This window comes from Phytoactinopolyspora alkaliphila, from assembly GCF_010550695.1.
Lineage (GTDB): Bacteria > Actinomycetota > Actinomycetes > Jiangellales > Jiangellaceae > Phytoactinopolyspora > Phytoactinopolyspora alkaliphila.
The window spans coordinates 663,529-688,475 of sequence record NZ_JAAGOB010000001.1; the positions used below are offsets into that span (position 1 = coordinate 663,529).

A 24,947-nucleotide genomic window follows, 5' to 3' on the forward strand; every position below is an offset into this window, starting at 1 on the left:
TGGGACGAGCGTTGCCGCTAAGGTGAGTTCGTGGCGACTGGCGTATTCGGCCGCTTCACGCCCACCGGCCGAGGTGGAACTGACCACGAGGGAGCTGACAGCGGAGTCACCGCGCGCCTGGGGACTCCGGGACGATTGCTGAGCAGGAAAGGATGTGGCCACGCGCCATGACCCCCACCAACGCACTTCGCCCGGTCGACCCCGAGATCGCGGAACTGATCGACGCCGAGGAACGGCGGCAGCGGGACACGCTGAAGCTGATCGCCTCGGAGAACTACGTGTCAGCGGCTGTCCTGGAAGCCAGCGGGACGGTGTTGACCAACAAGTACTCCGAGGGCTATCCAGGCCGCCGGTATTATGAGGGCCAGCAGGTGATCGACCAGATCGAGACACGCGCCGTTGAGCGGGCCAAGAGCCTCTTCGGCACGCCGCACGCCAACGTCCAGCCGTACTCGGGATCTCCAGCCAATCTGGCGGTCTACCTGGCCACCGTCAAGCCCGGCGACACCGTGATGGGCATGTCGCTGCCGATGGGCGGGCATCTCACCCACGGCTGGTCCGTCTCGGCCACCGGCACGTGGTTCAACGCCGTGCACTACGGCGTCGGGCGGGAGACCGGCCGGGTCGACATGGACGAGGTACGCGAGATCGCCTTGCGCGAGCGGCCGAAGCTGATCTTCTGCGGTGGCACCGCGATCCCACGCGTGATCGACTTCCCGGCGTTCGCCGAGATCGCTCGCGAGGTCGAGGCGGTGCTCGCGGCGGACATCGCCCACATCGCCGGCCTCGTCGCCGGTGGCGCGCACCCGTCTCCGGTGGGTCACGCCGATATCGTCACAACGACGACGCACAAGACACTGCGCGGGCCGCGAGGTGCCATGATCCTCGCCAATGAGGAGTACGCCAAGGCGATCGACAAGGCTGTCTTCCCCGGCCTGCAGGGCGGTCCGCACAATCACACCACGGCGGGCATCGCCGTCGCCCTGCGCGAGGCTGCCACCCCAGAGTTCGCGGCGTACGCCCAGCAGATCGTGGCCAACGCCGCCGCGCTCGCCGACGAGCTGCTGGCCCGCGGGTTCCAGCTGTCCTCCGGCGGAACGGACAACCACCTCGTCCTCATCGACCTGACCTCCAAGGGCGTGGCTGGCAAGCCGGCCGCGAAGCTGCTGGACCGGGCCGGACTGGAAACCAACTACAACACCGTTCCCTACGACCCCCGCAAGCCGTTCGACCCGTCCGGCCTGCGCATCGGCACCGCCGCGCTGACCAGCCGGGGCATGCGTGAAGGTGAGATGCGCGAGGTCGCGCGCTGGATGGACGAGGTCGTCACGGCTCTGGCCGCCGGCGAAGACACCGCCGAGAAGGCGGTCGCGCAGGTCCACGGCGAGGTCAGTGAGCTGACCGCGCGGTTCCCGGTGCCTGGTCTGGATCGCTGAGGGTGTAGGGGCGAAGGGCCGGGGTCCCGGCCCTTCGCCCCCTCACATCACTGGTCGAGCAGGCGGGCATGCAGCTCGGCGCTCTCGGAACTGTCCGGACCGAGTAGATGAGCGGCGGCGAGCCAGGCCGCGCCAGCCGCGCCGTCGGTCGCGGCGGAAATGCGAGCATGCGGCCAGTGTGCGTTCAACCTGGGTTCAAGAACCCGCCGCAACGGTGTCGGCGACGTCAGCAGTGACCCGGCGAAGACGATCGGCGTGGCGTCGCCCTCCGCACGCACGGCGGCGGCTGCTCGCAGCACATGCTCAGCGGCGTCCGTGACCAGCCGCTGGGCTTGCGGATCGCTGTGGACCTCAGCGCTGACCAGGGGAGCGAGCTCCGCCAGGGTCACCGGTGCCCGGCTGTGTACGGCCAGCACCAGGCGGGACGCCACCTCCCGCAGTTGCCGGGCGGTGGGCGTGGTGGCGGGTCCGCCCTTCCAGGGGTCGGGCTCGTCCGGCAGTAACCGGCTGAACACGGCTCGGGCGAGAGGGCCGGGCGGCTGAGTCTGATCGAGCGCCGCGAGCGTCACGCGCGCAGCCTCCCGGCCGAGCCAGAATCCGGAGCCGGTGTCTCCGAGCAGCCAGCCGTGCCCGTCCACGGTGTGGGTGCGGCGCCGGTCCTCGAAGCGCGCAGCCAAGGCTCCGGTCCCGCACAGCAGGAGGGTGCCGGCCGGCTCGGCGGTGCCGGCCACGTACGCGACCCGGGCATCGGAGACGACGTCGTACGGGCACATCAGGCCGGTGTCGTGCCACATCCGCCGGAACTCGGCCGCCACCGACGGAACCAGGAGGTTCGCCGCCCCTGCCGTCCCGACGACGGCATGGCGCACCGCGCCTGCGTCCTCCACTCCGGCGAGAGTCTCGGTGACTGTGCTGGAGATGGCCGCGAGAGCTACCTCGGCGCCATGCGACGTGAGGTTGGCTCCGGGACCGCGTGCCGACGCTATTCGCCGCCCAACGGTGTCGATCACAAGCGCGCGCGTGGACGTTCCGCCGATGTCGAGTCCCAGAACCAAGGTCTCCGTGGGCACAGACCCCTCCTTCGATGCTGACCAACCGGACGGTCACGCTTTGGCAACGCTGGCAGAAAGCCTTGACATGCGAAGCATGCCAGAAATAGTTTTCAGAACACTACAGCATCCAGGTGTTCGTGAAACTTGCGATCAGTTGCGCGTGCCCGCGTCGCGTAAGGCGGCCGACGGTTGTGCGTACCAGCGCGGAGAAGGGGAGCTCGAGGTGACTGAGCAGGTGTTTCCCCCTCCTCTCGAGGACGGGGCCAGTGACGACGGCGAGATCGCCGTGCGGTTGACTGGCGACGCCGTCCTGGCACGCACCCGCTCCATGCTCCCGAACCTGCCGACCGCTTTGCAGCGGGTAGGGGAGCAGGTATTGTCCGCACCCGCAACGGTAGCGCGATCCACCATCCTGGAGACAGCGGAACGCAGCGGAACCTCGCCCGCGACGGTCACCCGGTTCTGCCGGGCCCTCGGACTTCCGGGTTACGCGGACCTCCGCCTGGCGATGGCCGAGGAAACCGGCCGCTCGTCGTCCGTCGCCGGGTGGGAGATCGACATCGGCCGGGAGATCCGGCCGACGGACTCCCTGGACCGGGTGGCCAGCCTGGTCGCGACGGCCGAGATCCGCGCCATCCAGGAGACGGTCGCGCAGCTGGACCTCGACGCCGTGGCCCGTGCGGCCGAAGCCATCGACCAAGCTCGCCGGGTGGAGCTCTACGGCATGGGCGGCAGTGCACTGGTGGCCGGCAAGATGCAGCTGGGCCTCCACCGCATCGGTGTGCCGACGTGGTCGTGGGGTGATGTGCACTCCGGGCTGACCAGCGCCGTTCTCCTCAAGCCGGGCGACGTCGCCATCGGCGTCTCACATTCGGGCGCCACCCGGGAAACGCTGGAGATGCTCTCGGTCGCCGCCAGCAGTGGTGCCACCACAGTGGCCGTGACCAATGTGCCGGATGCGCCTCTGGCGGAGGTCGCAGACATCCTCCTCACCACCGCCACGCACGAGACCACGTTCCGGCCCGCGCCGATGGCTTCGAGACTTCCGCAGATCGTGGTGCTCGACCTGGTGTACGTTGCGGTGGCACAACGCCGCCACGAGCAAACCATCGCGGCACTGAAGGTGACCGCTGACGCGGTCAGCGGCCACCGCAAGGGACCGCGCGTCAAGAAAGTGGGGAACGCGAACCAGTGAACGACATCAGCGCCGGGGCCTACCTGGTCAAGGCCCAGGAGGCGATCGACCGGGTGGCCAGCACCCAGTTGGAGAACGTCGCTCGCGCGGCCGATCTCATGGTTGAAGGAATCGGTCGCGGCGGCGTGATCCAGGTGTTCGGAACCGGTCACTCGCAGGCCGTCGCGATGGAGATCGCGGGTCGGGCCGGCGGACTCATCCCGGCGAACCGGATAGCGCTGCGCGACCTGGTGCTGGAGAACGGCGAGTCCCCCTCCATCCTCGCGGACCCTCACCTCGAGCGCGATCCCGGGCTGGCCCAGCGGCTGTACGACGCCACGCCGACCGACCCCTCGGACGTCTTCGTGATCATCTCCAACTCCGGTATCAACGGCAGCATCGTGGGGCTGGCGAGCGTGGCGAAGGAGAACGGCCACCCACTGATCGCCATCACGTCTCTGGATCACAGCGGCCAGGTGGAGTCCCGTCATCCGTCCGGAGCGAAGCTGTCCGAACTGGCCGACGTCGTCCTCGATAACGGCGGACCCTTCGGTGACGCCGCGTTGCCCCTACCAGGCGGCGGCGCGGTCTGCGCGGTATCCACTATCACGTCCGCGCTCCTGGCGCAGTTTCTTACGGCGGAGGTGGTACGCCGGCTCCTCGATGCCGGGGAAGAACCTCCCGTCTACCTCTCCGCGAACGTGCCCGGCGGAGACAGCCACAACGACGCGTTGCTCAAACGCTACGAGGGCCGGATCCGGCGCGGAGGCTGATCTTGAGCACGCCAACGTCCGCGTCCCGGCCGGCCACATACGGTCCGGACCTCACATCAGGGAGAACGACATGACACACAGAACCACCCGCACACCGCAGTCGGCGCTGTCCACGCGTCGCCGCTTCCTCCAGCAGCTCGCCATCGGCGGCGCCGTCGTCGGTCCGGGGAGCGCTTTCCTGGCATCCTGCGCCACCGGTGGTGGCGACGACGATGACGACGCCGCCGCCGAGGAGCCGCAGGGCGAGGTCAGCGAGGACAACCCGCTGGGCGTGCCCACCGACCAGCCGGTGGAGATCTACATCTTCGACGGAGGATTCGGCGACGGCTACGCCACCGACATCCATCAGCCGATCTTCAGCGAGAGGTGGCCGGACATCGAGATCAACCACCACGCCGCCGTCGACATCGCTGGTGAGCTTCAGGCGCGGTTTGCGGCGAACGAGCCGCCGGACTTCGTCAACAACTCCGGCGACGGGCAGATGGACACCAGCCAGCTCATCTCGGACGGCCTGGTGCATGACCTGACCGAGCTTTTCGACGCGCCGAGCTGGGATGACCCGAGCGTGCCGGTACGGGACACACTGGTGCCCGGCGCGATCGAGATGGGCACCCGAGACGGAACGCCCTATGTGCTCAACTATGCCTTCACCGTCTTCGGTATCTGGTACAACAAGACGCTCATGGACGAGAACGGCTGGCCCGTTCCCACCACCTGGGCGGAGATGCTCGACGTGTGCGCGGACATCGCCGATCACGGCATCGCCCCGTGGGTCTACCAGGGTGTCACCGCGCCCCGGTATATGAACTGGCCGCTGCTGACCATGGCCACCAAGCTGGCCGGGCCGGAGATTCTGGTCGCCATCGACAACCTCGAAGAGGGCGCCTGGGGCCACGAGGCCATCCGGGAATCCGCACACGCGTTGTGGGACCTGGGGCAGAAGGGCTACTACCTCGAAGGTGTGGAGGGCATGGAGTTCCGCGACGCCCAGGGCCTGTGGGCACGTGGCGAGGCGGTCTTCTGCCCATCGGGCTCGTGGATCGAGAACGAGGAAGCCGACGCGATCGCCGAGGATGAGACGTTCGAGCTGGCCATGATGCCCGAGCCGCTGCTTTCCGACGACGCGGTCATGCCTCTGGAAACCATCCGGGCCACGGCGGGCGAGCCCTATTTCGTGCCGGCCCAGGCGAACAACCCACGAGGCGGCATGGAGTACATGCGGGCCATGCTCTCCATGGAGGGCGCGCGCGGGTTCACCGAAATGGTCACCAGCTTCACCTCGGTGCTGGGCTCGTCCGAGGGTGTCGAGATCGCCGCCCCTGGGCTGTCGTCGGCCCAGGCCGCGCTGAACGCGGCCGGTGAGAACGTCATCAACTGGTTCTACACCTCGTGGTATCCCACCATGGAGAACCCGGGCATCGACCAGGCCACTGGCGCCCTGCTGCGCGGTGCCGCGGACGTCGACGAGTGGGTCGAGCGGTGTGAGGATGTCGCGCGGGAGATCCGCGAGGACGACTCCATCACCAAGCAGTCCCGGTAACAGCAAAGGTCGATCATGACCCAGACAGGTCTCGCGGGCGCCGCGCAGTCAAAGGACGTGCGGCGCCCGCGCCCCAAACGCGCCCGCGCTGGCAGCCCGATGGGCCGCGGCAAATATCCGTTCATCCTGGCCTTCCTGCTGCCTCCGGTCGGGCTCTACCTGCTGTACATGCTCTCGCCGTACGTCCAGGCGATCCAGATCTCGTTCACCGACTGGAGTGGCCTGACGTCCAGCTACAACTTCATCGGGTTCGACAACTACGTCCGGATGTGGAACGACGACCAGATCTGGACGGCGGTACGCAACAACCTCATCCTCCTGCTGGTCGTGCCCGTCCTGACATTGTTCCTGGGCCTGTTCTTCGCCTCGATGCTCAACGTCGGGGGGCGCAGCAAAGGCGCCGCCGTGACCGGCGTGCGAGGTTCCTCGATCTACAAGGTCGTGTACTTCTTCCCGATGGTGCTCTCCGTCGTCGTCGTCGGGATCATCTTCAAGTACGTCTTCGCCCCGGAGACGGCCGGCGGAATCCTGAACTCGACGCTGAGCACGATCGGGCTGGGCGGGCTCACACAGCTCTGGCTGGGGGAACCGCGCTTCCTCATCTGGATCGTCGTCGTCGTGATGACTTGGGGCTTCGTCGGGTTCTACGTGGTGCTGTTCTCGGCCGCCATGCAGTCGATCCCGAAGGACATCTACGAGGCAGCCCTGCTCGACGGGGCCAATCGGATGACCACGTTCCGCAAGATCACCCTCCCTCTGGTCTGGGACACAGTGCAGGTGGGCTGGGTCTACATGGCTATCCAGGCCATGGACGGCTTCGCCGTGGTGCACATCATGCTCGGGATCAACGGTGGCGTAGATGGCGCCGGTGACGTCCTCGGCGTGGCGATCTACCGGGCCGCCTTCGCGAGCAGCCGGTTCGGCTATGCAGCCGCCATCGGCGTGCTGATGCTGATCTTGACCATGACGATAGCGATCCTGTTCATGCGCGGCCTGCGCCGGGAGAAGGTGGAGTTGGCATGACCGCGACCCGGACAGATCCTGAGCGACCGACTAACGCCGAGGCCGTGAAGCCGGCCGAGCGCCAGCCCGGCGTGGGCGCGGGTGCCAAGGCGATCGGTCTTCTCAACGGTGGATTCCTGCTGCTGTGGGGGCTGATCACCACGCTCCCTTTGCTCTGGGCGATTCTCTCGTCGTTCAAGACCAACGGAGAGTTCCGAACCGATCCGATGGGCCTCCCGTCGGGGCTCGAGTGGGACAACTTCGCCCGCGCGTGGTCTGCGGCGAACATCGGGCAGTACTTTGTGAACAGCGTGATCGTGGTCTCGATGTCGGTGCCGCTGACCATCCTGTTCGGCGCCATGGGAGCGTACGTCCTCGCCCGTTACGACTTCCCGGGCAACCGGCTGATCTACTACACCTTTCTTGGTGGCCTGGTCCTGCCGGTCTTCCTGGCGCTGGTGCCGATGTTCTTCATCGTGCGCAACACGGGTGATCTCCCGCTGGTGGGCCAGTTCCTCGGCTTGAACAGCTACGTCAGCCTGGCCCTGGTGTACGTGGCGTTCTCGATGCCGTTCACGGTCTTCTTCCTCACGGCGTTCTTCCGGACGTTGCCGACGTCCGTGGCGGAGGCCGGCATCGTGGACGGCTGCTCGCACTTCAGCCTCTTCTTCCGGGTCATGCTGCCGATGGCTAAGCCCGGCCTGATCAGCCTGGCGTTGTTCAACTTCCTCGGCCACTGGAACCAGTACATCCTGCCGCTGGTGATCATGCAGCAGAACGATAAACGTGTGCTGGCCCAAGGGCTGGGCACGCTGGCGGCCAATACCGGATTCCGGGCCGACTGGACGGCATTGTTCGCCGGTCTGGTGATCGCTCTGCTTCCGGTGCTGATCGTCTACATCCTGTTCCAGCGCCAGGTCCAGGCCGGACTGACCGCGGGTGTGCTGAAGTAGATCCACGCTCCCGCCGCGCGTCCCATGATCGTCACTGCCTTGGCGTGTGTTTCACGGTCAAGGCAGTGACGATCATGGGGGAGACGGGGCGGTGGACTCGCCGCGGCGGCGGGCGATCAGCGCTTCGACGCCGTCGAGGATCACTTCCAGGCCGAACGCGATCTCGTCGGGAGGGGAGTCGGCCGGCCCGCTGAAGATGCCGCTCTGCAGGACCTCCGTGAGCGCCGGGAACTCGACCGGGTCGATCACCTTGGCCAGCATCTCACCGTACAGGGGGTCCCAGGCGTCGGGCTCGACGCCGGTCTTCGACGCGGCCTGCGTGAGGGAGTGCTCAAGCCGGCCGGCGCTCAACGCATAGGTGCTGATCAGGGTCAGGATACCCATCTTCTCGCCGGGCGACAGTCCGGTGGGCTCCAAGGCCCGCAGGAACCGCTCCATCCAGCGCACCTGATTGGGCCCCATGGGCGGTCCACTCAGCGGGATGTCCATGAACCACGGGTGCCGCCGGAACATCACCAGGTTGTTCGACGCCCACCATTTCGCCGCGTCGCGCCAATGATCCGGCACGGCATCGAAATCGATGTCCGGCGACGGGACCGCGGCGGCATCCTGCATGAGTTCCAGAAGGTCGTCCTTGCTCGAGACGTACCGGTAGAGCGACATCGTCGTGAACCCCAGCTCTTCGGCGACGCGACGCATGGATACCGCGGCAAGGCCCTCCTCGTCCGCGATCCGCACGGCCGTCTCGACGATCTTCGCCACGCTCAGGCCCGGTTTAGGTCCACGTGTAGGCGGTTCCGTCGTCCCCCAGAGCAGCTCGAGCATGCGGGCTGGTTCCTGGGGCGGGAGGTGGTCGGTGCTCATGCGGTCCCTTCGCCTTGCGGGTTGACGACCATCGTAGAACTGTGTATAGCTTATACCTAACTATACGGCGCATACAGTTTACGGCGCACACTAACGGATAGGCGGCAGACGTGAGTCCAGGGCGGAACGTGGTCATCGAGGCCACCAACCTGCACAAGTCGTTCAAGAGCACCAGCGTGCTCAGGGGCGTGAACCTGACCGTGGAGGAGGGCACCATGCTCGCCCTGCTCGGTCCCAACGGCGCGGGAAAGACCACCACCGTGCGCATCCTGAGCACGCTGCTGCCGTTCGACGACGGCCGCGCCATGGTCGCCGGCTATGACGTGAACCGGCAGGCGGACCAGGTGCGCAGCATCATCGGCCTCACCGGGCAGTACGCGAGCGTCGACGAGCTCCTCACCGGCTACGAGAACCTGGTGATGATCGGCAGGCTCTACCATCTTGGCAAAGCCCAGGCCAAGCGGCGGGCAGCCGAGTTGCTCGAGCAGTTCGACCTGATGGATGCGGCCAAGCGTGCAGTCAAGACCTACTCCGGCGGCATGCGGCGGCGCCTGGACCTGGCCGCGAGCCTGATCGCGGTGCCACCGATCATCTTCCTCGACGAGCCCACCACCGGGCTCGACCCGCGCAGCCGGCAGGCCATGTGGGCCGTCATCGCCGACCTCCTGGCCGGCGGCACCACCATCCTTCTCACCACGCAGTACCTGGAGGAGGCCGACCAGCTCGCCGACCGGGTGGCTGTGATCGACGACGGCCGGATCATCGCGGAGGGAACCGCCGACGAGCTGAAGGGGCGGGTCGGCACCGAGCGGCTGGAGCTCTCGTTCTCCCGCGCGTCCGATCTCACGTCGGCACTGGCGGTGCTCGACGAGGAGTCAGCGCAGGTCGACGATGAACGGCTCGTCGTCAGCCTGGCCGTGGAGGGCGCCGACGATGTGCGGCGCCGCCTCAACGCGCTGCACGATGTGCCGGTCCAGATCACCGACATGAGCCTGTCCCGGCCGACATTGGACGACGTGTTCTTCAGTGTGACCGGCTCGGTGCAGGACGACAACGGCTCCGCACAGCACAAGGCCGATGAAGGAGTGACCGCGGCATGAGCGTACTCGACCAGACGCGGGTGGACCGGCCGTCGCCACGACCCCGCCGGCTCAGCTGGACGGTGAGCGACGCCGCGGTGATGATCGACCGCGGCATGCGACACACACTGCGTAACGGCGACGCGCTGTTCATGAGCGTGTTCCTGCCGATCATGCTGTTGCTGCTCTTCGTCTACGTGTTCGGCGGCGCCATCGACGTAGGCACGGGCTACATCAACTACGTGGTGCCGGGCATCATCCTGCTCTGTGCCGGTTTCGGCGCGGCCACCACCGCGGTCGGCGTCACCAACGACATGACCACCGGGATCATCGACCGCTTCCGTTCCCTGCCGATCGCTACGTGGACCGTCGTGCTCGGCCACGTCGTGGCCAGCATGGCACGCAATCTGTTCGCCACCGGGCTGGTTCTGGGCATAGCCGTCGCGATCGGTTTCCGGCCCACCGCCTCCCCGCTCGACTGGGTGGGCGCCATCGCCGTGGTGGCGCTGTTCATCCTGATGATGACGTGGGTGTCGGTGATGTTCGGGCTGATCGCCAAGACGGCGGACGCGGCGAGCGGCTTCACCTTCTTCATCCTCTTCCTCCCATATGTCAGCAGCGCCTTCGTGCCCACCGACACCATGCCCGCGGCCTTACACGGATTCGCCGAGCACCAGCCGATCACGCCGATCATCGAAACGGTACGCGGCCTGCTCATGGGCACGCCCATCGGGAACAGCTGGTGGATCGCCCTGCTCTGGTGCGCCGCTATCCTGCTGGTGGTCGTGCCGATCTCCAGCCACCTCTTCCGCAGCCGTACCCGGGTGTGACGGCGACGCCCACTCCACATGAGCAGGCCACCGGGACAAAGGTGAGAGGATCGGTGCTCGTGATGCCCGATCCCGTGCTCGAGGTGCTGAGCTGCCCGGTGTGCCGGAGCGCCATGCGCATGGCGGACCGGACGCTGCGCTGTGCCGCAGGTCATTCGTACGATGTTGCCCGGCAGGGCTACGTCAATCTGCACACCGGCCGCCGGCCCACCGGCACGGCGGACACAGCGCCCATGGTGGCGGCCCGTGCCGAGTTCCTCGGCGCCGGGCATTTCGACCCGATCGCCACCGCTGTGTCCGGCGCGGTGGCGGACGCGGTGGGCCCCCTCGACGTCGTCGCCGACATCGGAGCGGGGACGGGCTTCTACCTTGGCCGCCTTCTCGACCGCTGTCCAGAGGCGTACGGCGTGGCGACCGACGTGTCCCCGTACGCGCTGCGCCGGGCAGCTCGGGCCCATCCACGTTCCGCCGCCGTCGGCGCCGACGCCTGGCACGGCCTGCCGTTCACGGACGGCGGACTCGCGGCGCTCCTGGACGTCTTCGCGCCGCGTAACGCGGATGAGTTCAGCCGGGTCCTTCGCGCCGGTGGGGTGCTCGTCGTCGTCACACCGATGGCAGGACATCTCGCGGAGCTGATCGAACGATTCGGGATGCTCAGCGTCGATGAACGCAAAGATGAGCGAGTGGAGGCCTCGCTCGCCGGCTGGTTCACCCCCGAGGAACGCCAGGAGGTGACCTTCACGATGTGCCTCGATGCCGCCGACGTCGCCCGCCTGATCCGGATGGGACCGAGCGCGCACCACCTGGACGAGGCGAAACTGGAGCGGGAGCTCGCCCACGTCACCGGGCATCTGGACGTCACCGCGTCCGTACTCGTCTCGCGGTATCGGCACAGCGCACAGGTGGGTTGAGCGGATCTCGGGGACATCCCTGGCCTTCCCCTGAACTGCGAGTCTCAGGGTTGCTCTCCCACCCCGGTGGTCAGCAGGCTGATCACCATGAACCGGAGGCGCCCACGATGCGTCTTCATCACCAGGGGGTACGGCATCATGGCCTTGTGGAGCACGCTGGCATTCACGGCGCTGCGCGGCGGCCATCCTTCGGAAGGGGGACGGTGCCCCGTGAAAGGTCGCTATGACGTCGTCGTGGTCGGCGGCGGGCACAACGGCCTGACGAGCGCCGCGTACTTGGCACGGGCGGGGCTCAGCGTGCTCGTTCTGGAGCGCCAGGAGCACGTCGGGGGCGCCGCTGTTTCCGCCCGGGTGTTCGACGGCGTCGACGCCCGGCTGTCGAGATACTCGTACCTGGTGTCTCTGCTTCCGCGGCAGATCATCGAGGAGCTCCGGCTGCCGATCACGTTGCGTCGGCGACGCTATTCCTCGTACACGCCCTCCGGCCGGACCGGCCTGCTCGTCGACACGCACGACGACGCCCGCACGGCCGCCTCGTTCGCCACTGTCACCGGCGGTGACGGCGAGTACATGGCCTGGAAGGACTTCTACGCCCGGATCGGCGCGGCCATGGCCAAGCTCTTTCCCACCATGACGCAGCCGTTGCGTTCACGGCCGGACACCCGCTCCCTGGTAGGCGACGAGCTCGCCTGGAGGATGCTGTTCGAGGACCCGATCGGGGAGACCGTCGCGAAGGCGTTCACCGATGACACCGTGCGTGGGATGGTGCTCACCGATGCGTTGATCGGCACCTTCGCCGATCTCGACGACGACCCGTCGCTGCTGGCGAACAAGTGTTTTATGTACCACCTGGTGGGCAACGGGACTGGCGATTGGGATGTCCCTGTGGGTGGCATGGGCGCGGTGACCGACGCGCTGCACCGTGCTGCGACGTCGGCGGGCGCGACGGTCCTGACCGAAGCCGAGGTCACGGCGGTGGACCCCGACGGAGAGGTGACGTTCACCGGTGACGACGGCACCGAGCACCGCGTGGGTGCTGGGCACGTGCTGGCCGGGTGCGCGCCGGCGGAACTGGCCCGCCTGCTCGGCGAGGACCCCGGACCGGCGCCTGAGGGTGCGCAGCTCAAGGTGAACATGCTGCTACGGCGCCTGCCGCGGTTGCGAGACGGCATCGATCCGGCCGCCGCCTTCAGCGGCACGTTCCACGTCAATGAACGGATGTCACAGCTGCGGGCCGCGTATGCCCAGGCAGAATCCGGCATGGTGCCGCGGCCAGCGCCGTGTGAGATCTACTGTCACTCGCTCACCGACCCCTCGATCTTGAGCCCCGAGCTTCAAGCCGCAGGCGCGCACACCCTGACCGTCTTCGGCCTGCATATGCCCGCCCGGCTGTTCCGGGGCCGTAACGAGCCGGCACGTGACATCGCCGCGCGTTCTGTGCTCGCCTCCCTGAACGACGTCCTGGCCGAGCCGATCGAAGACTGCCTCTACCTTCGGCCCGACGGCGAGCCCTGCATCGAGACTCGCACGCCCCTCGACCTCGAACACGAGGTCGGCCTGCCCGGCGGCCACATCTTCCATCGGGATTTGAGCTGGCCCTTCGCCGAGAACGACGATGAGCAGGGCCAATGGGGCGTCGAAACGAGACACCCCCGGGTGCTGGTCTGCGGCGCCGGAGCCCGCCGGGGCGGGGGAGTGAGCGGCATCCCGGGGCGCAACGCCGCCATGGCCGTACTGTCGCGATGACCGGGTTATCACACACTGCGCCGGCCGCCCTAGTGCCCTGCGACCTTGTTGTGATCATGCGACGGGTGCCACGTCGGTTAGCGGGCGGAGGCGGGTGTCCCAGCGTCATCCACCCCGGTGAGCAGAAGGCCGTCGGCGTAGTGGCACGACGACTCGCGCCGGTCGCCGGCCGGACGAAGGCCAGGGTGATCGGTCCGGCACAGCTCGTCGCGTGTGTAGGGACACCGGGTGTGGAAGCGGCACCCGGGCGGGGGAGCGGCCGGGTCGGGCAGACCGTCATCCATCTCCACGTCGTGGCGCCGGCGCCGTCGAGACAGATCCGGCACGGGCACCGCCCGCATCAATGCCTCGGTGTACGGATGCCTCGGCTGACGGTACAGGTCCGCGGTGTCCGCGCTCTCGACCACCTCGCCGAGATACATGACGGTGACTCGATCGCTGATGTGCTCCACGACGGACAGGTCATGCGAGATGAACACGTAGGTGAGTCCGAACTCGGCTTGCAGGTCGACCAGCAGGTTGAGGATCTGTGCCCGTACCGAGACGTCGAGTGCGGAGACCGGCTCGTCGGCGATGACCAGGCGTGGACGGGTGATGAGTGCGCGGGCGATGTTGATCCGCTGACGTTCGCCCCCGGAGAAGGCATGCGGGTAGCGCTGCATGTATTCCGGGCGAAGCCCGACGCGTGAAAGCATGTCGGCCACCCTGTCCTCCAGCTCCCGGCCGCGAGCCAGGCCGTTGACCCGCAGCGGTTCTCCGACGATCTGCTGCAACGTCATCCGCGGGTTCAGCGAGGAGAACGGATCCTGGAAGATCACCCTGATCTGGCGGCGGTACTCCTGCAAGGCCCGCCCGCGCATCGACGCGAGATCGACGCTGCGCCCATCGGCGCGGTGGTATCTGATCTCGCCCGACGTGGAATCCAGCAGCCGGGCGACGCATCGGCCCAGCGTCGTCTTCCCGCAGCCGGACTCACCGACCAGGCCCATAGTCTCGCCAGGAAAGATCGTCAGGTCGACGCCGTCTACCGCCCGGACGGCGCCGGTAGGCACACGGAACAGACCACCTCCGATGGGGTAGTGCTTGGTCAGGCCGCGAACCTCCAGGATCGGACCGTCCGCCGACATGGCAGCCGTGCGTGCCACCGGCTCGATGACGCGCAGGGGGCCGACCTGGAGTGAGCCGACATCGGGTGCGGGAGGCACGACGGCCGGACCGGAGGCCGAACGTGTCGCCGCGCCGGCCTCGGTGTGCAGGTGGCAGTAGGCGACGTGATCACCCTCGAACCTTGTGGCTTCTGGGGTGACGGTGTCGCAGATACCGGGGATGGCATGGTCGCAGCGGGTGCGGAACGGACATCCCGCCGGACGGTGCAGTGGATGCGGCACCATGCCGCGGATGGCCGCCAGCCGGCTACGGGTGCCGCCTCCGCGCACGGCTGGGATCGAGCGCAGGAGTGCCCTGGTGTACGGATGCTGTGGATCCTCGAAGATCTGCTCCGCGGTGCCGTGTTCGGCCACCTTGCCGAGGTACATGACTGTGACCTGGTCGGCGATCTCGGCCACCACCCCCAGGTCATGGGTGATGAACAGCATGGCCATGTCGTTCTGTGCCTGCAGATCTTTGAGCAGGTCGATGATCCTGGCCTGCGTCGTCACGTCGAGCGCCGTGGTCGGCTCGTCGGCGATCAGCAGTGCGGGGTCGCAGGAGATCGCCACGGCGATCATGACCCGCTGGCACATCCCGCCGGACAGCTGGAACGGGTAGCTGTCCAATCGCCGCTCCGGCTGCGGAATGCCCACCCTGCGCAGCAGGTCGATGCTGGTCTCCCGCGCCTGTTCCTTGGACATCTTCCGGTGCAGGCGCAGTGCCTCGGACAGGTGCGCGCCCACCGTGTACATCGGCGATAGGGACGCCATCGGCTCCTGGAACACCATGCCGATCTCGCCGCCGCGCACGCGGCGGATCTCTGGCCCGTCGGGATCCAGGCTCGCCAGGTCGACCGGGGAAGCCCCGCTCGAGCTCCATTGGATGGAACCGCCGACGATCTTGCCCGGGCGATCCACCAGCCGCAGCACCGAGCGTGCTGTGATGGATTTCCCGCATCCGGACTCGCCGACGACGCACACTGTCCGGCCGGTGGGTACGCTCAAGCTCACCCCGTCCACGGCTTTCACCACCCCTTCCGGCGTGAAGAAGTGGGTCTGCAGGCCTTCGATCCGCAACAGCGGTTCACCGTTCATTGTGCGTCTCCCGCTTCTCGGCACCGGTCAGTTCTTGTACGGATCGGCGGCGTCGCGCAGCCCGTCGCCGAAGAAGTTCATCGCAAGCACCGTGATCACCACGGCCACGCCGGGCAGCAGGATCCACGGCGCGGTCGACACCGCGCGGATGTTCTGTGCCTCCTGCAGTAGGACACCCCAGCTCACCGTCGGCGTCTGCAGGCCCAGGCCGATGAAGGACAAAGCGGTCTCAGCGAGGATGATCGTCGGGATCGACAGCGAGAGGTTGGCGATGATGTGACTGGTGAAGGACGGCAGCATGTGCCGGAACATCACCCGGCCCTGGCTGGCGCCGTCGGCGATCGCGGCCGTCACGTACTCGTCGCCCTTGACCGCGAAGAACTTGCCGCGGACCTCACGTGCCATGCCGACCCATCCGACCAGAGAGATCACCACGGTGAGAGCGAGGTACCTCTGCACCTGGCCCCAGTTCGCAGGGACGGCGGCGAACAGTGCCATCCACAGCGGAATGGTGGGAATCGCGATGATGAACTCGATCAGTCGCTGGATCGCATTGTCGATCTTGCCGCCGAAGTATCCGGAGACGCCACCGAGCACAACCCCGAGCAGCAGTGACAGGAAGACTCCCACCAACCCGATGGACATGGAGATCGTGGTCCCGTGGATGATCCGGGACAACATGTCGCGGCCGTTCGAATCGGCTCCCAGCAAGTACATCGGGGTGCCGTTGTCACCCTTCGGCCCGATCAGATGCCGGTCCCAGGTGATCAGGCCGAACAGCTTGTACTCGTCGCCGCGGACGAGAAAGCCGACGGGGACCTTCGTGTTCTCGTCGAGCTCGAAGGTGAGGGCAAGCGTTTCCGGGTCTTGTTCAAGGGTGTACCCGTTGACGTGCGGGCTGAAGGAACCGTCGTCGAAGAGGTGAAGGCGCTGCGGCGGCGCGTACGTGTATTCGGAGTTGTGCGTACCGGCGTTATAGGGAGCCAAGAAGGGAGCGAACATCGCCACCAGATAGATGAACAGGGTGATGATCCCGCATATCACCGCCAGCCGGTGCCGCTTGAAGCCCCACCAGACCAGTTTCCACTGGGAGGCTACGGCGATCCTCTGGTCGTCGCCGTCCACGGCGGTGACGGGTTCGGTCTCCAACGCCGGCGCGGCGCCGGCGCCGGGTAGTTGCTGCGTCATCGTCGCACCCTCCGTCAGTACCGGAGCCGGACCCGCGGGTCCAGCCAGGCCAGCGCGATGTCGGAGATCAGCGTGCCGATCACGACCAGCGCGGCGCTGATCATCAGGACTGATCCGGCCAGGTACATGTCCTGGGCCAGCAGAGCCTGCAACAGCAGCGGGCCCGTGGTGTTGAGGTTGAGCACCTGTGAGGTGATGGCATCCGCGGCGATCAGCCCGGGCAGGATCCAGCCGATGGTGGAGAAGAACGGGTTCATCGCCACCCGCACCGGGTACTTGATCGTCATCCACCGCTCAGAGTTTCCGCGCGCACGCGCCGCGATCACGTAGGGCTTGCGTAGCTCATCCAGCAGGTTGGCCCGCAGGACTCGGATGTTCGCTGCCGTGCCGGCTGTTCCCCAGATGACCACTGGGATCCAGATGTGGGACAGGAGATCGCCGAATTTCGCCAGGCTCCAGGGTGCGTCCCGGTACTCCGGCGAGAAGATCCCGCCCGGGCTGGTGCCGAAGTACCGGAGACTGAGCCACATGAGCACCAAGGCGATCAGGAAGTTCGGGATAGCCAAGCCCAGATAGCCCAGGAAAGTGAACGTGTAGTCACCGGCCGAGTACTGCTTGACCGCCGAGTACACGCCGATGGGAAACGACACGGCCCAGATGAACACAAGCGTCAGTACCGAGAGCACAATGGTCAGCGGCAGCCGCTCGGCCAGCAAGGCGCTTACCGGGCGCCCGTAGTCGAACGAGTCCCCGAAGTCACCCCGGAAGATGATGTTGCTGAACCACTGCCAGTACTGCACGTAAATCGGTTGATCCAGCCCATACCTCTCGGTCAGTCTCGCCAATTCCTGAGCGCCCAGGCTGCCATCACCCTGCGACTGCAGCTGGGCCATTCGTGTGGAGAGAAAGTCGCCCGGAGGAAGCTGAATGACGATGAACGTGACGACCGAGATCGCGAAGAGGGTTGGGATCAGTATCAGCCCTCGGCGTCCGATGTACCTCAGCACCCGCTACACCACCTTTGGCCATAGTGCGTCCGTGTCCCGCCAGTGCATGTCCTAGTTCTCGAAGAACCAGGTGGGGATATCCACGGGTCCGGGTGTCAGGTACAGCCAGGAATCCGGGAAACTCGGGACCACGTTGCGCAGGTTGTTCTTGGCGATGGCGTAGCCGTCCGCGGCCGAGGCGATGCCGATCACATAGAACTGCTCTTTGGAGATCTGCAGGATCTCCCGGAACAAGTCCTTCTGCACTTCGGGTTCAGGCTCCCGCGGGATCTGCCAGGCCAGCTCCATCTGCCGCAGCGCGTAGTCCGGCGGCTCCTGAGCGTGTTCTCCCTCGCCGCGGGTGTCGAAGTAGCTGGCCCACGCCATGGCGTAGTTGGCTTCGCCGCCGGAAGGAAACCACCAGCGTGTCTCCAGCATCTCGACCTTCAGGCCGCCGTCACCGGCCCAGACGTTGGCGTCATGCTCGTTGGCCGCCACGTCCTTGCGTTCGTAGAAGAGCGTCCGCTCGATCGGGTTGACCTGCATATCTACGCCTACTTCAGCCCAGTAGCGGCGGACCATGTCGGCGGCGTTGGCCCACTCGGGGAAGAGGGTGGTGACGTCCAGGCTGAACCGCAACCGGTTGCCATCAGGGCGCAGCCGGTAGCCGTCGCCGTCCTTCGCGGTCAGCCCGGCGGCGTCCAGGTGCTGGTTGGCGAGGTCGACGTCGTACTCGGTGTACTGCTTGGCGAACTCCTCGTCGAAGAACTCCGATTCCCGGTGCGGGGCGGCCTGCCATGGCTCGCCCTGGCGCTGATAGACGGTGTCGATGATGTCCTGCCGGTCGATGGCGTGAGACAACCCGATCCGGAAGTCCCTGTTCTGGAAGATCTCCCGCAGGTCGTCGTCCTTGTGATTGAGGTTGAGCGAGATGATCATCCGGTTCATCGAGGTGGTCTGGACGGTGACGAAGTCGTAGTCACCTTCTTCGCGGCCTTCGGCCAGGACCGGCTTGTTGGCGTCGGTGTTGAAGTGCCGGGAGTGGAAATCGAGCTCGCCGTTGACGCCCTTGAGCAACATCACCTCCTCCTCGTGGACGGTCTCGAACTCCAGCCGGTCGATGTAGGGGAGCTGCGCACCGCCCGAGTCGACCTTCCAGTAGTAGGGGTTTCGCTCGGCCACCACGCGGGTGCCGGTGTTGAGCGTGTCCGTGATTACCCAGGGAAAGAGCACCGGCTTGTCCGGGTTGTTCCACCACTGGATGCGGTCCTCCCAGTAGTCGACCCAGCTGCCGAAGCCGGCGGCTTCGGCTTCGGCGTCCAGGTCCGGGTTGTTCTCCGGCAGGAACTGCTCCAGGTAGTGCTTGGGATAGAACGCGAGGTTGTGCGCCCACCACTGCGCGGCGCGAGAAGCGAGATCGAGGAAATCGCCCTTGGGCCCCGGGAAGGTGAGTTCGACGGTGTGGTCGTCGATCCGCTCGGCTGTCGCGCGATCGCCGTCGACCGCGAACGTGCCGGGGAACGTCGGGTGGATCTCTTCGTTGTGGTACACGTTCTCGAAGGCGAACATCACGTCGTCAGCGGTGAACGGCTCGCCGTCGGACCAGCGCATGCCCTGGCGCATGTGAATGGTGAACTCGGTCCCGTCGTCGCTGACCTCGATGTCCTTGAAGATGCCGGGGATGATCTCCTCGAGTTGCGGATCCACCCGAAGCATGGGCTCGTACCCGATCATGCGCTCCAGCCATGGGTCGTCGCCCTGACCGAGGACGGCGCCGTTGTATGTTCCGCCGAACACGCCCAGACTGTCCGGGCCGTCCACGACGAGGCGGTCGGCTTCGATCGGCAGGCGCTCCTCCAGCGGAGGCAACTCCCCGGCCTCGACCTGCTCGGTCAGCATGGGAGACTCCAGCGGGCGGTCCGGGTCGACCGGTGCGTCGTCGTCCGGTGGGTCCTCGGCGGTACCGCCAGAGGCCGAGCATCCGGCGAGCGACATCGTCAGGAGCACGGTGCCTCCGCCGCCGAGTCGGAGCATCTCTCGTCTGGTCCAGGTCTTGGTCCGGCTTTCCGTCATGTCGGCACTCCTTTGTCCGTGGTCTGGGACCGGGTGTTTCGTTGTCAGTTGGTCATGCGGATCGGGAGAGATCCTGGGGTTCGACGCCGTGCCGGAAGGGCAGCCCGCCGGCGTAGCGCTCCAGCTCGTCCAGAGCGCACTCGGCCATCCGTGCCAGCTCACCGCCGATCGAGCCGGCGATATGCGGCGTGATCAGTACATTGGGCAAGTTGAACAACACCGAGTCCGCAGGCAGCGGCTCCGGCTCGGTAACGTCGAGGACCGCCCGCAAGCGGCCTGACAACAGCTCCTTGGTAAGCGCTTGCTGATCTATGAGGGACGGCCTGGCGGTGTTGATGACGGTGGTGTCGTCTCGCATCCGCGCGAGCCGGGCCGCATCGAGCAGGTGCCTGGTCTCGGGAAGCGCCGGCGCGTGCAGCGTCACCACGTCGGAGTGGGAGACGAGATCGTCGATCTCACACAGCTGAACCCCGAGCGTGCGGGCCTCGACCTCGTCGACATACGGATCGGCAAGCAGGAGACGCAGGTCGAACGCCTGCAGAAGTTCGATCACCCGGCGCCCGACCCGGGAGGCACCGACGACCCCGATGGTCTTGCGATAGTTTCCGACTGAGGGGAACCGTTCGCCCCAGTACATCCAGCTCGCCTCGACGAGATAGTCAGCAGCGATCTCGAATACTCGCTTGTTGCTGAACAGCACGGCGGCGACGGTGTACTCGGCCACCGGCACGGCGTTCGCGCTGGCTGCCGACGACACCCGGATTCCACGTTTCCAGCAAGCGTCCGTGACATGCGGCTTGACGGTGCCTGCAGCGTGCACGATGGCGCGGAGGCGGGGTGCACGGGCGAGGACATCCTCAGTGAGCGGTGGGCATCCCCATGACGTCAGGAGCACTTCCGCGTCCGCAAGGGCCTGACGGACGCGGGTCGCGTGGAAATCGCTTGCCACCATGTGGGAATCAACATTCACGAGATCCGCCAGACGTTCCCGCACCGGTGTGGTGAGAATCCGGCGGGCCATGTGCTCGTTCATGGCGACGAGGGCGACTGGGCGATGACGCATGCGCGACTCCTGAGCGATGTGAGCGTTAACGCATCATTCACTCAGAAGCGGTCTGCTGTCTAGGCTTTGAGGCGAGTGGATTTCATTACGAACCCGTAACGCTAGCGTCGCGCGGCGCCGCAAGACTGCCGTATGCGCAGTTCAGGCAGCAGAATGAGGTGCCGCTTGGCGCGCTCCGCGCCGTGAGCGAGTCGAGCGATTAGAAGCTCGACCGCGGATCTGCCGACGTCCTGCTTGGGGGGAGCCACCGCCGTCAGAGGTGTGTCGATCAGTCCTGCGACCTCGTCGTCGTAGGAAACGACGGCTACGTCCCGCGGAACTCGGGCACCCGCGCCGTGTAGCCGCTGGATGAGAACGATCGCGTCCTGGTCGTTGTGTACGAGAAGCGCACTGATACGGCCCCGCACCACGTCGTCGACCACGCCTTTGATGGCATGGTCGAACGTCGCCGGATCATACTCTGGGTGCGGCGTGGTGATCGGCGGCAACCGCTTGAGCCCGAACTCGTCGAGCCCGGTCTTGTAGCCTTCCTCGATCAGCCATCGGTTGGGGGTGTCGCGACGGACCACCAGCGTGATCGAGTTGTGTCCGAGACCGACCAGGTGCCGGACCGCAAGGCAGGCACCGTAGACGTGGTCCGAGGCTACGGATTCCACGTGCTCGATTCCGGTTCCCAGGGTGATCCGTCGTTCGACCAGGACGGTAGGGACCGGCAGCGATGCAAGCCAGGCGGTGGTCTCGTCCTGCTTGCTCAGGGGCACGCTGGTAGTGATCAGCAGACCGTCGACGCCTCCGGCGAGCATCTCGTCAACTCGCAGCCGATCGGTGGCGGGATCGTAGTACGAGATGCCCAGAACCAGCCGGGCGCCAAGGGTCGCGGCTGCGGCCCGGGCACCACGGACAACGTCCGGGTAGTAATACGTAGTGGACGGCACCAGCATGCCGAGGGTGAACGCGGGTTTCTCCGGCTGCCCAGGCACGGCCTCAACCGATTCTCCGACCCGGGCGAGTGCCGGAGAGTGGTCGCCGTTGCCGGAGTCCGTGGACTTGATCGAGCCGTGGCTGCGGTCCACCAACCCACGCTCCGCGAGAGTGGTGACGTCGCGGCGGACCGTGGCCACAGACACGCCCAGTTCCTCGGTCAGCTCGCGCAGCCGAACCACGCCACGGCTGCGCACCGTCTCGAGGATGCGCGCTTGGCGATCAACGGCCAGCATCGGGACCCCCTGGTTGACACGACGTCATGATCCTACGTTGCGGGCGCGACCCGGCCACAACGTAGGACCCGTGCACCGGCGCGGCGCGAGGCAGCGACGCCCGACGGTAACGGATCTGAACGGCGGATCGGGGTAACGGGCTGGGCATGAGCGAAGACAGGCGAACCAAAGAACATCCGACTCCGGGGGAGGACCCGCGGGAGATCGACCGGGAGAGTGCCACCGATGAGGCTCTTCGGGTGCAAGAGGCGCAGGACGGTCTGGTACACGGACAGGAACGCACCGGTGGGATGGGAGTCTCGTCCGACGCTCCCGGCCGCGACGTGCACGACCTCGACGACGCACCGGACGTACCCAAGTACCGCGACGAGTCCTGAACCTATGTCGGAGAACCCGTGTGCTATTCCTGGGTGCCGATGACGACCGTGGCGTCGTAGCGATCAGAATGAGCGACGCGAACCGCCAAGCCGTTGCCGGCGAGAATCTCCGCCGTGCGGGGGCCCTGCCGCTCACTGGTCTCGACCAGCATGTGGCCGCCGCGCGCTAACCACGGCCGGGCCGCCGCGGCCACCCGCCGCTGGATGTCGAGACCGTCGGGGCCGCCGTCGAGCGCTTGCCTGGGCTCATGCAGACGGGCCTCGTGGGGGAGCAGTCCAATAGCGTCGGTGGGTACGTACGGCGTGTTCGCCACCAGGATGGAGACGGCGCCTCGCAGGGCGTCCGGCACGGGCCCGTACAGGTCGCCCTGATAGACCCGGCCACCCAGCGGATCGAGGTTCCGGCGGGCACATCGCACCGCGGCCGGATCGATGTCGGCCGCGTGGAGGTCGACGTCGCCGAGCAGCGCCACGAGTGCGACGCCGACGGCCCCTGAACCGCAGCACATATCGAGCACCACTGGCGCTGGGGGAGCGAGTGCGACCGCTTGGTGGACCAAGAACTCGGTGCGCCGCCGGGGGACGAAGACGCCGGGATCGACCAGCACCCGCTGCCCGCAGAACTCTGCCCACCCGACGATGTGCTCGATTGGCAGTCCACTGCCGCGTTGAACCACCATCGCGTCAAGATGGGCCTGCGTCCTGGACGCACAACTGAGCAGTTCGGCCTCTTCCTCCGCGTAGACGCAGCCGAAGGCCCGAAGTTGGGATACGACCGCTGAGAGCTGCCGAGAGGACGAGGAGGACGAGAACCGCGATGCCGACATGAGTGCCTTCCTGGACCAGAAGGGCGCTCGTCAATCACCTACGAGGATGGAATCCGGGCCGCGAGGTGAGAGCACCCGACGTGACATGGCGTGGATCGGTCTCACCTCCGGGACGTTTTTGTTCAGCGTTGACTGGGCCAGGCTACCGGACGGCGCGACAGGGTCGTCCGTTCGGCCGGTGGCTCACGGCTGAACGGGCACATTTGCTCGGTCATGGTTTCGTCAAGTGGGCCTGACCTCGCAAAATAGACACACATGGCCAGCCGGCTGCGGAGCGAGATCCGCAGCCGGAGACAGCATGAGTTGTCGTGGGCATGGAGCGATGTAGACGCGGGAGGGCACCGATGCTGCGCCGGGACACGGAGTACGTGTTGACCTGGAACGCACGGAACCACAGCTGGCTGGTGCGGCCGATCGAGCGAGATGGAAACCAGATCGTTCAGATCGGCCCGGGCAGCTCGGACCTGGTCGACCCGGCGTGGTCTCTTGGTGCTGACCTGGACGACTGAGCTCTTCCGCGTCGCGTGTGCGGCGCGGCGTTCAGCGCCCACTCACCGTGTCTACGTGTGCGCATTGCCCGATGCCAGCGCGAAGCCCCATAAGCGAGGAGGCCTGCGAAATGCGCTTGGGCATCGGACGGTGAGGCTGCGGGACGGCGGTTACGGGGGAGGCGCCTATGCCTGGCCGCGGCGAGAGCGGCGGCGACTGGTCTTCAGTGGTGACGCTGCTGGTCATGCGGCTGAGCCTATGCGGCGGACAGGGCGCGGGGGAGTCGCATCACTGCCATGTCCCGTGAGCTTCGCGACATCCGCCGGACGTGGTTGCCTCATATGACCTTTTTTACGCGGCCAGTCCTGCACGGTATCGAACGACGAACGTCTTCAATGGCCGCGCCGGTCTCTGATGCGAGGCCGCGGCCGACATTTGCGGGCGGTGTTCGTCACGCGAGCGGCTGATTGTGGAATCAGCTGTCGCTCCTCCTTCGGCGACAAACTAGGTCCACGCAAGCTGAGCTCGCTTCCCAGTTTGTCTAGTCCTTCTTGACTTAGTCACGGTGCTCCGCGTTTGCCTACGACGGTCCCGGCTTGGCTCCGAACCTTGTCGGTGGCTGCCGGTATGCTCGAACACATGTTTGAGGATGGCGGTTACAGCAGCGGTGGGGGTGGGGTGCACCCGGTGGTGGGTGTGCTCGACGCTGCGGACGCTGTGCTCGCGGACGGCCGGGAGGTGCACGCGCGGGGGCTGGGCGATGAGGACCTGGCTGAGGTGCTGGTGCGTGCGCACGCGCTGGCGGCGAAGCAGGCCGAGCTGTTCCTGCGGCTTCTCGCCGAGGCCGACACCCGCGATCTCGGCCGCCGCCTCGGCGCGTCGTCCACCACGGCGTGGCTGCGTGATGCGCTACGCATGCGCCCCGGCACCGCCAAAACGAACGTGGATCTGGCGCACCGGCTCACTCCACCCGCTCCGGTCGAGGACTACGCCGCTAACCCCGCCGCCGGGCCACGCGCATCACGGTCGATGCCGGCCACCCACACCGCCCTGACCGCGGGGGAGATCTCCACCGATCACGCCACCGTGATCTCGAAGACGATGGCCCGCCTGCCGCCCGATGT

22 protein-coding genes are annotated in these 24,947 nt (G+C 66.7%); 13 read left to right on the plus strand and 9 right to left on the minus strand.

Annotation, left to right across the window (positions count from 1 at the left end; translation table 11 throughout):
• Positions 1-167: 167 nt before the first annotated feature.
• Positions 168-1,436, plus strand: a complete 1,269-nt coding sequence (locus G1H11_RS02920; protein WP_163815792.1) for a serine hydroxymethyltransferase — start codon at positions 168-170, stop codon at positions 1,434-1,436.
• Positions 1,437-1,483: 47 nt separating this feature from the next.
• On the opposite strand, the gene G1H11_RS02925 is transcribed toward G1H11_RS02920, so the two are convergent.
• On the minus strand, positions 1,484-2,506 hold the full coding sequence (locus G1H11_RS02925; protein ID WP_163815793.1) for a BadF/BadG/BcrA/BcrD ATPase family protein: 1,023 nt from the start codon (positions 2,504-2,506) through the stop codon (positions 1,484-1,486).
• Positions 2,507-2,768: 262 nt separating this feature from the next.
• Between G1H11_RS02925 and G1H11_RS02930 the strand changes: the two genes are divergently transcribed.
• The 5 genes from G1H11_RS02930 (at position 2,769) to G1H11_RS02950 (ending at position 7,930) form a co-directional block, all read left to right on the plus strand.
• Complete coding sequence (locus tag G1H11_RS02930) at positions 2,769-3,683, plus strand: MurR/RpiR family transcriptional regulator (protein WP_343074796.1); 915 nt, start codon at positions 2,769-2,771, stop codon at positions 3,681-3,683.
• Positions 3,680-4,435 (plus strand): sugar isomerase domain-containing protein, encoded by a 756-nt coding sequence (locus G1H11_RS02935; protein ID WP_216843383.1) that lies wholly within the window; start codon positions 3,680-3,682, stop codon positions 4,433-4,435. Before G1H11_RS02930 ends, G1H11_RS02935 begins: the two co-directional genes overlap by 4 nt.
• A gap of 70 nt (positions 4,436-4,505) precedes the next feature.
• Positions 4,506-5,975, plus strand: coding sequence for an N-acetylglucosamine/diacetylchitobiose ABC transporter substrate-binding protein (gene ngcE, locus G1H11_RS02940; RefSeq protein WP_163815797.1), 1,470 nt, complete (start codon positions 4,506-4,508; stop codon positions 5,973-5,975).
• A 99-nt stretch (positions 5,976-6,074) separates the two neighbouring features.
• Positions 6,075-6,998 (plus strand): ABC transporter permease subunit, encoded by a 924-nt coding sequence (locus G1H11_RS02945; RefSeq protein ID WP_163815984.1) that lies wholly within the window; start codon positions 6,075-6,077, stop codon positions 6,996-6,998.
• Positions 6,995-7,930 (plus strand): carbohydrate ABC transporter permease, encoded by a 936-nt coding sequence (locus tag G1H11_RS02950; RefSeq protein WP_163815799.1) that lies wholly within the window; start codon positions 6,995-6,997, stop codon positions 7,928-7,930. The genes G1H11_RS02945 and G1H11_RS02950 overlap by 4 nt, the downstream gene beginning before the upstream one ends.
• A gap of 72 nt (positions 7,931-8,002) precedes the next feature.
• Here G1H11_RS02950 and G1H11_RS02955 read toward each other — a convergent pair whose 3' ends face one another.
• Positions 8,003-8,794: a TetR/AcrR family transcriptional regulator gene (locus G1H11_RS02955; RefSeq protein ID WP_163815801.1), complete on the minus strand. Its 792-nt coding sequence runs from the start codon at positions 8,792-8,794 to the stop codon at positions 8,003-8,005.
• A gap of 110 nt (positions 8,795-8,904) precedes the next feature.
• Between G1H11_RS02955 and G1H11_RS02960 the strand changes: the two genes are divergently transcribed.
• The 4 genes from G1H11_RS02960 to G1H11_RS02975 all read left to right on the plus strand — a co-directional run bounded on the left by G1H11_RS02960 (position 8,905) and on the right by G1H11_RS02975 (position 13,360).
• The gene (locus tag G1H11_RS02960) at positions 8,905-9,894 is read left to right on the plus strand and encodes an ATP-binding cassette domain-containing protein (RefSeq protein WP_216843385.1); all 990 of its coding nucleotides are present in this window, start codon (positions 8,905-8,907) and stop codon (positions 9,892-9,894) included.
• Entirely contained in the window at positions 9,891-10,703 is an 813-nt protein-coding gene (locus tag G1H11_RS02965; RefSeq protein WP_163815803.1) for an ABC transporter permease, read from the plus strand. Before G1H11_RS02960 ends, G1H11_RS02965 begins: the two co-directional genes overlap by 4 nt.
• A gap of 62 nt (positions 10,704-10,765) precedes the next feature.
• Positions 10,766-11,614, plus strand: a complete 849-nt coding sequence (locus G1H11_RS02970; protein WP_163815805.1) for a putative RNA methyltransferase — start codon at positions 10,766-10,768, stop codon at positions 11,612-11,614.
• A gap of 210 nt (positions 11,615-11,824) precedes the next feature.
• On the plus strand, positions 11,825-13,360 hold the full coding sequence (locus tag G1H11_RS02975; RefSeq protein ID WP_216843386.1) for a phytoene desaturase family protein: 1,536 nt from the start codon (positions 11,825-11,827) through the stop codon (positions 13,358-13,360).
• Between the two features lie 77 nt (positions 13,361-13,437).
• Here G1H11_RS02975 and G1H11_RS02980 read toward each other — a convergent pair whose 3' ends face one another.
• From G1H11_RS02980 to G1H11_RS03005, 6 genes are all read right to left on the minus strand, one after another.
• Positions 13,438-15,603 (minus strand): ABC transporter ATP-binding protein, encoded by a 2,166-nt coding sequence (locus G1H11_RS02980; RefSeq protein WP_163815807.1) that lies wholly within the window; start codon positions 15,601-15,603, stop codon positions 13,438-13,440.
• A gap of 27 nt (positions 15,604-15,630) precedes the next feature.
• On the minus strand, positions 15,631-16,791 hold the full coding sequence (locus tag G1H11_RS02985; RefSeq protein WP_163815809.1) for an ABC transporter permease: 1,161 nt from the start codon (positions 16,789-16,791) through the stop codon (positions 15,631-15,633).
• A gap of 14 nt (positions 16,792-16,805) precedes the next feature.
• Entirely contained in the window at positions 16,806-17,798 is a 993-nt protein-coding gene (locus G1H11_RS02990) for an ABC transporter permease subunit (protein WP_163815811.1), read from the minus strand.
• Between the two features lie 51 nt (positions 17,799-17,849).
• A complete protein-coding gene (locus tag G1H11_RS02995; RefSeq protein WP_163815813.1) occupies positions 17,850-19,850 on the minus strand; it encodes an ABC transporter substrate-binding protein in 2,001 nt (666 codons plus the stop codon).
• 52 nt (positions 19,851-19,902) lie between these two features.
• Complete coding sequence (locus G1H11_RS03000) at positions 19,903-20,913, minus strand: hydroxyacid dehydrogenase (protein ID WP_163815815.1); 1,011 nt, start codon at positions 20,911-20,913, stop codon at positions 19,903-19,905.
• Between the two features lie 101 nt (positions 20,914-21,014).
• Entirely contained in the window at positions 21,015-22,130 is a 1,116-nt protein-coding gene (locus G1H11_RS03005) for a substrate-binding domain-containing protein (RefSeq protein WP_163815817.1), read from the minus strand.
• Between the two features lie 146 nt (positions 22,131-22,276).
• Between G1H11_RS03005 and G1H11_RS03010 the strand changes: the two genes are divergently transcribed.
• On the plus strand, positions 22,277-22,507 hold the full coding sequence (locus G1H11_RS03010; protein ID WP_163815819.1) for a hypothetical protein: 231 nt from the start codon (positions 22,277-22,279) through the stop codon (positions 22,505-22,507).
• A gap of 23 nt (positions 22,508-22,530) precedes the next feature.
• On the opposite strand, the gene G1H11_RS03015 is transcribed toward G1H11_RS03010, so the two are convergent.
• Positions 22,531-23,334 (minus strand): putative protein N(5)-glutamine methyltransferase, encoded by an 804-nt coding sequence (locus G1H11_RS03015; RefSeq protein WP_163815821.1) that lies wholly within the window; start codon positions 23,332-23,334, stop codon positions 22,531-22,533.
• A 344-nt stretch (positions 23,335-23,678) separates the two neighbouring features.
• Here G1H11_RS03015 and G1H11_RS03020 point away from each other — a divergent pair, with 344 nt between their 5' ends.
• Together G1H11_RS03020 and G1H11_RS03025 are read left to right on the plus strand one after the other, a co-directional pair.
• The gene (locus G1H11_RS03020) at positions 23,679-23,843 is read left to right on the plus strand and encodes a hypothetical protein (RefSeq protein WP_163815823.1); all 165 of its coding nucleotides are present in this window, start codon (positions 23,679-23,681) and stop codon (positions 23,841-23,843) included.
• Between the two features lie 619 nt (positions 23,844-24,462).
• Positions 24,463-24,947: DUF222 domain-containing protein (locus tag G1H11_RS03025; protein WP_163815825.1), on the plus strand; the 485-nt coding region annotated here is incomplete at its 3' end.

Bases quoted from the DNA above. Each gene is read 5' to 3' on its own strand.
- ngcE (WP_163815797.1), top strand. From the start codon at position 4,506: ATGACACACAGAACCACCCGCACACCGCAGTCGGCGCTGTCCACGCGT.
- G1H11_RS02950 (WP_163815799.1), top strand. From the start codon at position 6,995: ATGACCGCGACCCGGACAGATCCTGAGCGACCGACTAACGCCGAGGCC.
- G1H11_RS02995 (WP_163815813.1), bottom strand. From the start codon at position 19,850: ATGACGGAAAGCCGGACCAAGACCTGGACCAGACGAGAGATGCTCCGA.
- G1H11_RS03010 (WP_163815819.1), top strand. From the start codon at position 22,277: ATGAGCGAAGACAGGCGAACCAAAGAACATCCGACTCCGGGGGAGGAC.
- G1H11_RS02985 (WP_163815809.1), bottom strand. From the start codon at position 16,791: ATGACGCAGCAACTACCCGGCGCCGGCGCCGCGCCGGCGTTGGAGACC.
- G1H11_RS02920 (WP_163815792.1), top strand. From the start codon at position 168: ATGACCCCCACCAACGCACTTCGCCCGGTCGACCCCGAGATCGCGGAA.
- G1H11_RS02970 (WP_163815805.1), top strand. From the start codon at position 10,766: ATGCCCGATCCCGTGCTCGAGGTGCTGAGCTGCCCGGTGTGCCGGAGC.
- G1H11_RS02955 (WP_163815801.1), bottom strand. From the start codon at position 8,794: ATGAGCACCGACCACCTCCCGCCCCAGGAACCAGCCCGCATGCTCGAG.
- G1H11_RS03020 (WP_163815823.1), top strand. From the start codon at position 23,679: ATGCTGCGCCGGGACACGGAGTACGTGTTGACCTGGAACGCACGGAAC.
- G1H11_RS03015 (WP_163815821.1), bottom strand. From the start codon at position 23,334: ATGTCGGCATCGCGGTTCTCGTCCTCCTCGTCCTCTCGGCAGCTCTCA.
- G1H11_RS02965 (WP_163815803.1), top strand. From the start codon at position 9,891: ATGAGCGTACTCGACCAGACGCGGGTGGACCGGCCGTCGCCACGACCC.
- G1H11_RS02980 (WP_163815807.1), bottom strand. From the start codon at position 15,603: ATGAACGGTGAACCGCTGTTGCGGATCGAAGGCCTGCAGACCCACTTC.
- G1H11_RS02945 (WP_163815984.1), top strand. From the start codon at position 6,075: ATGGGCCGCGGCAAATATCCGTTCATCCTGGCCTTCCTGCTGCCTCCG.
- G1H11_RS03005 (WP_163815817.1), bottom strand. From the start codon at position 22,130: ATGCTGGCCGTTGATCGCCAAGCGCGCATCCTCGAGACGGTGCGCAGC.
- G1H11_RS03000 (WP_163815815.1), bottom strand. From the start codon at position 20,913: ATGCGTCATCGCCCAGTCGCCCTCGTCGCCATGAACGAGCACATGGCC.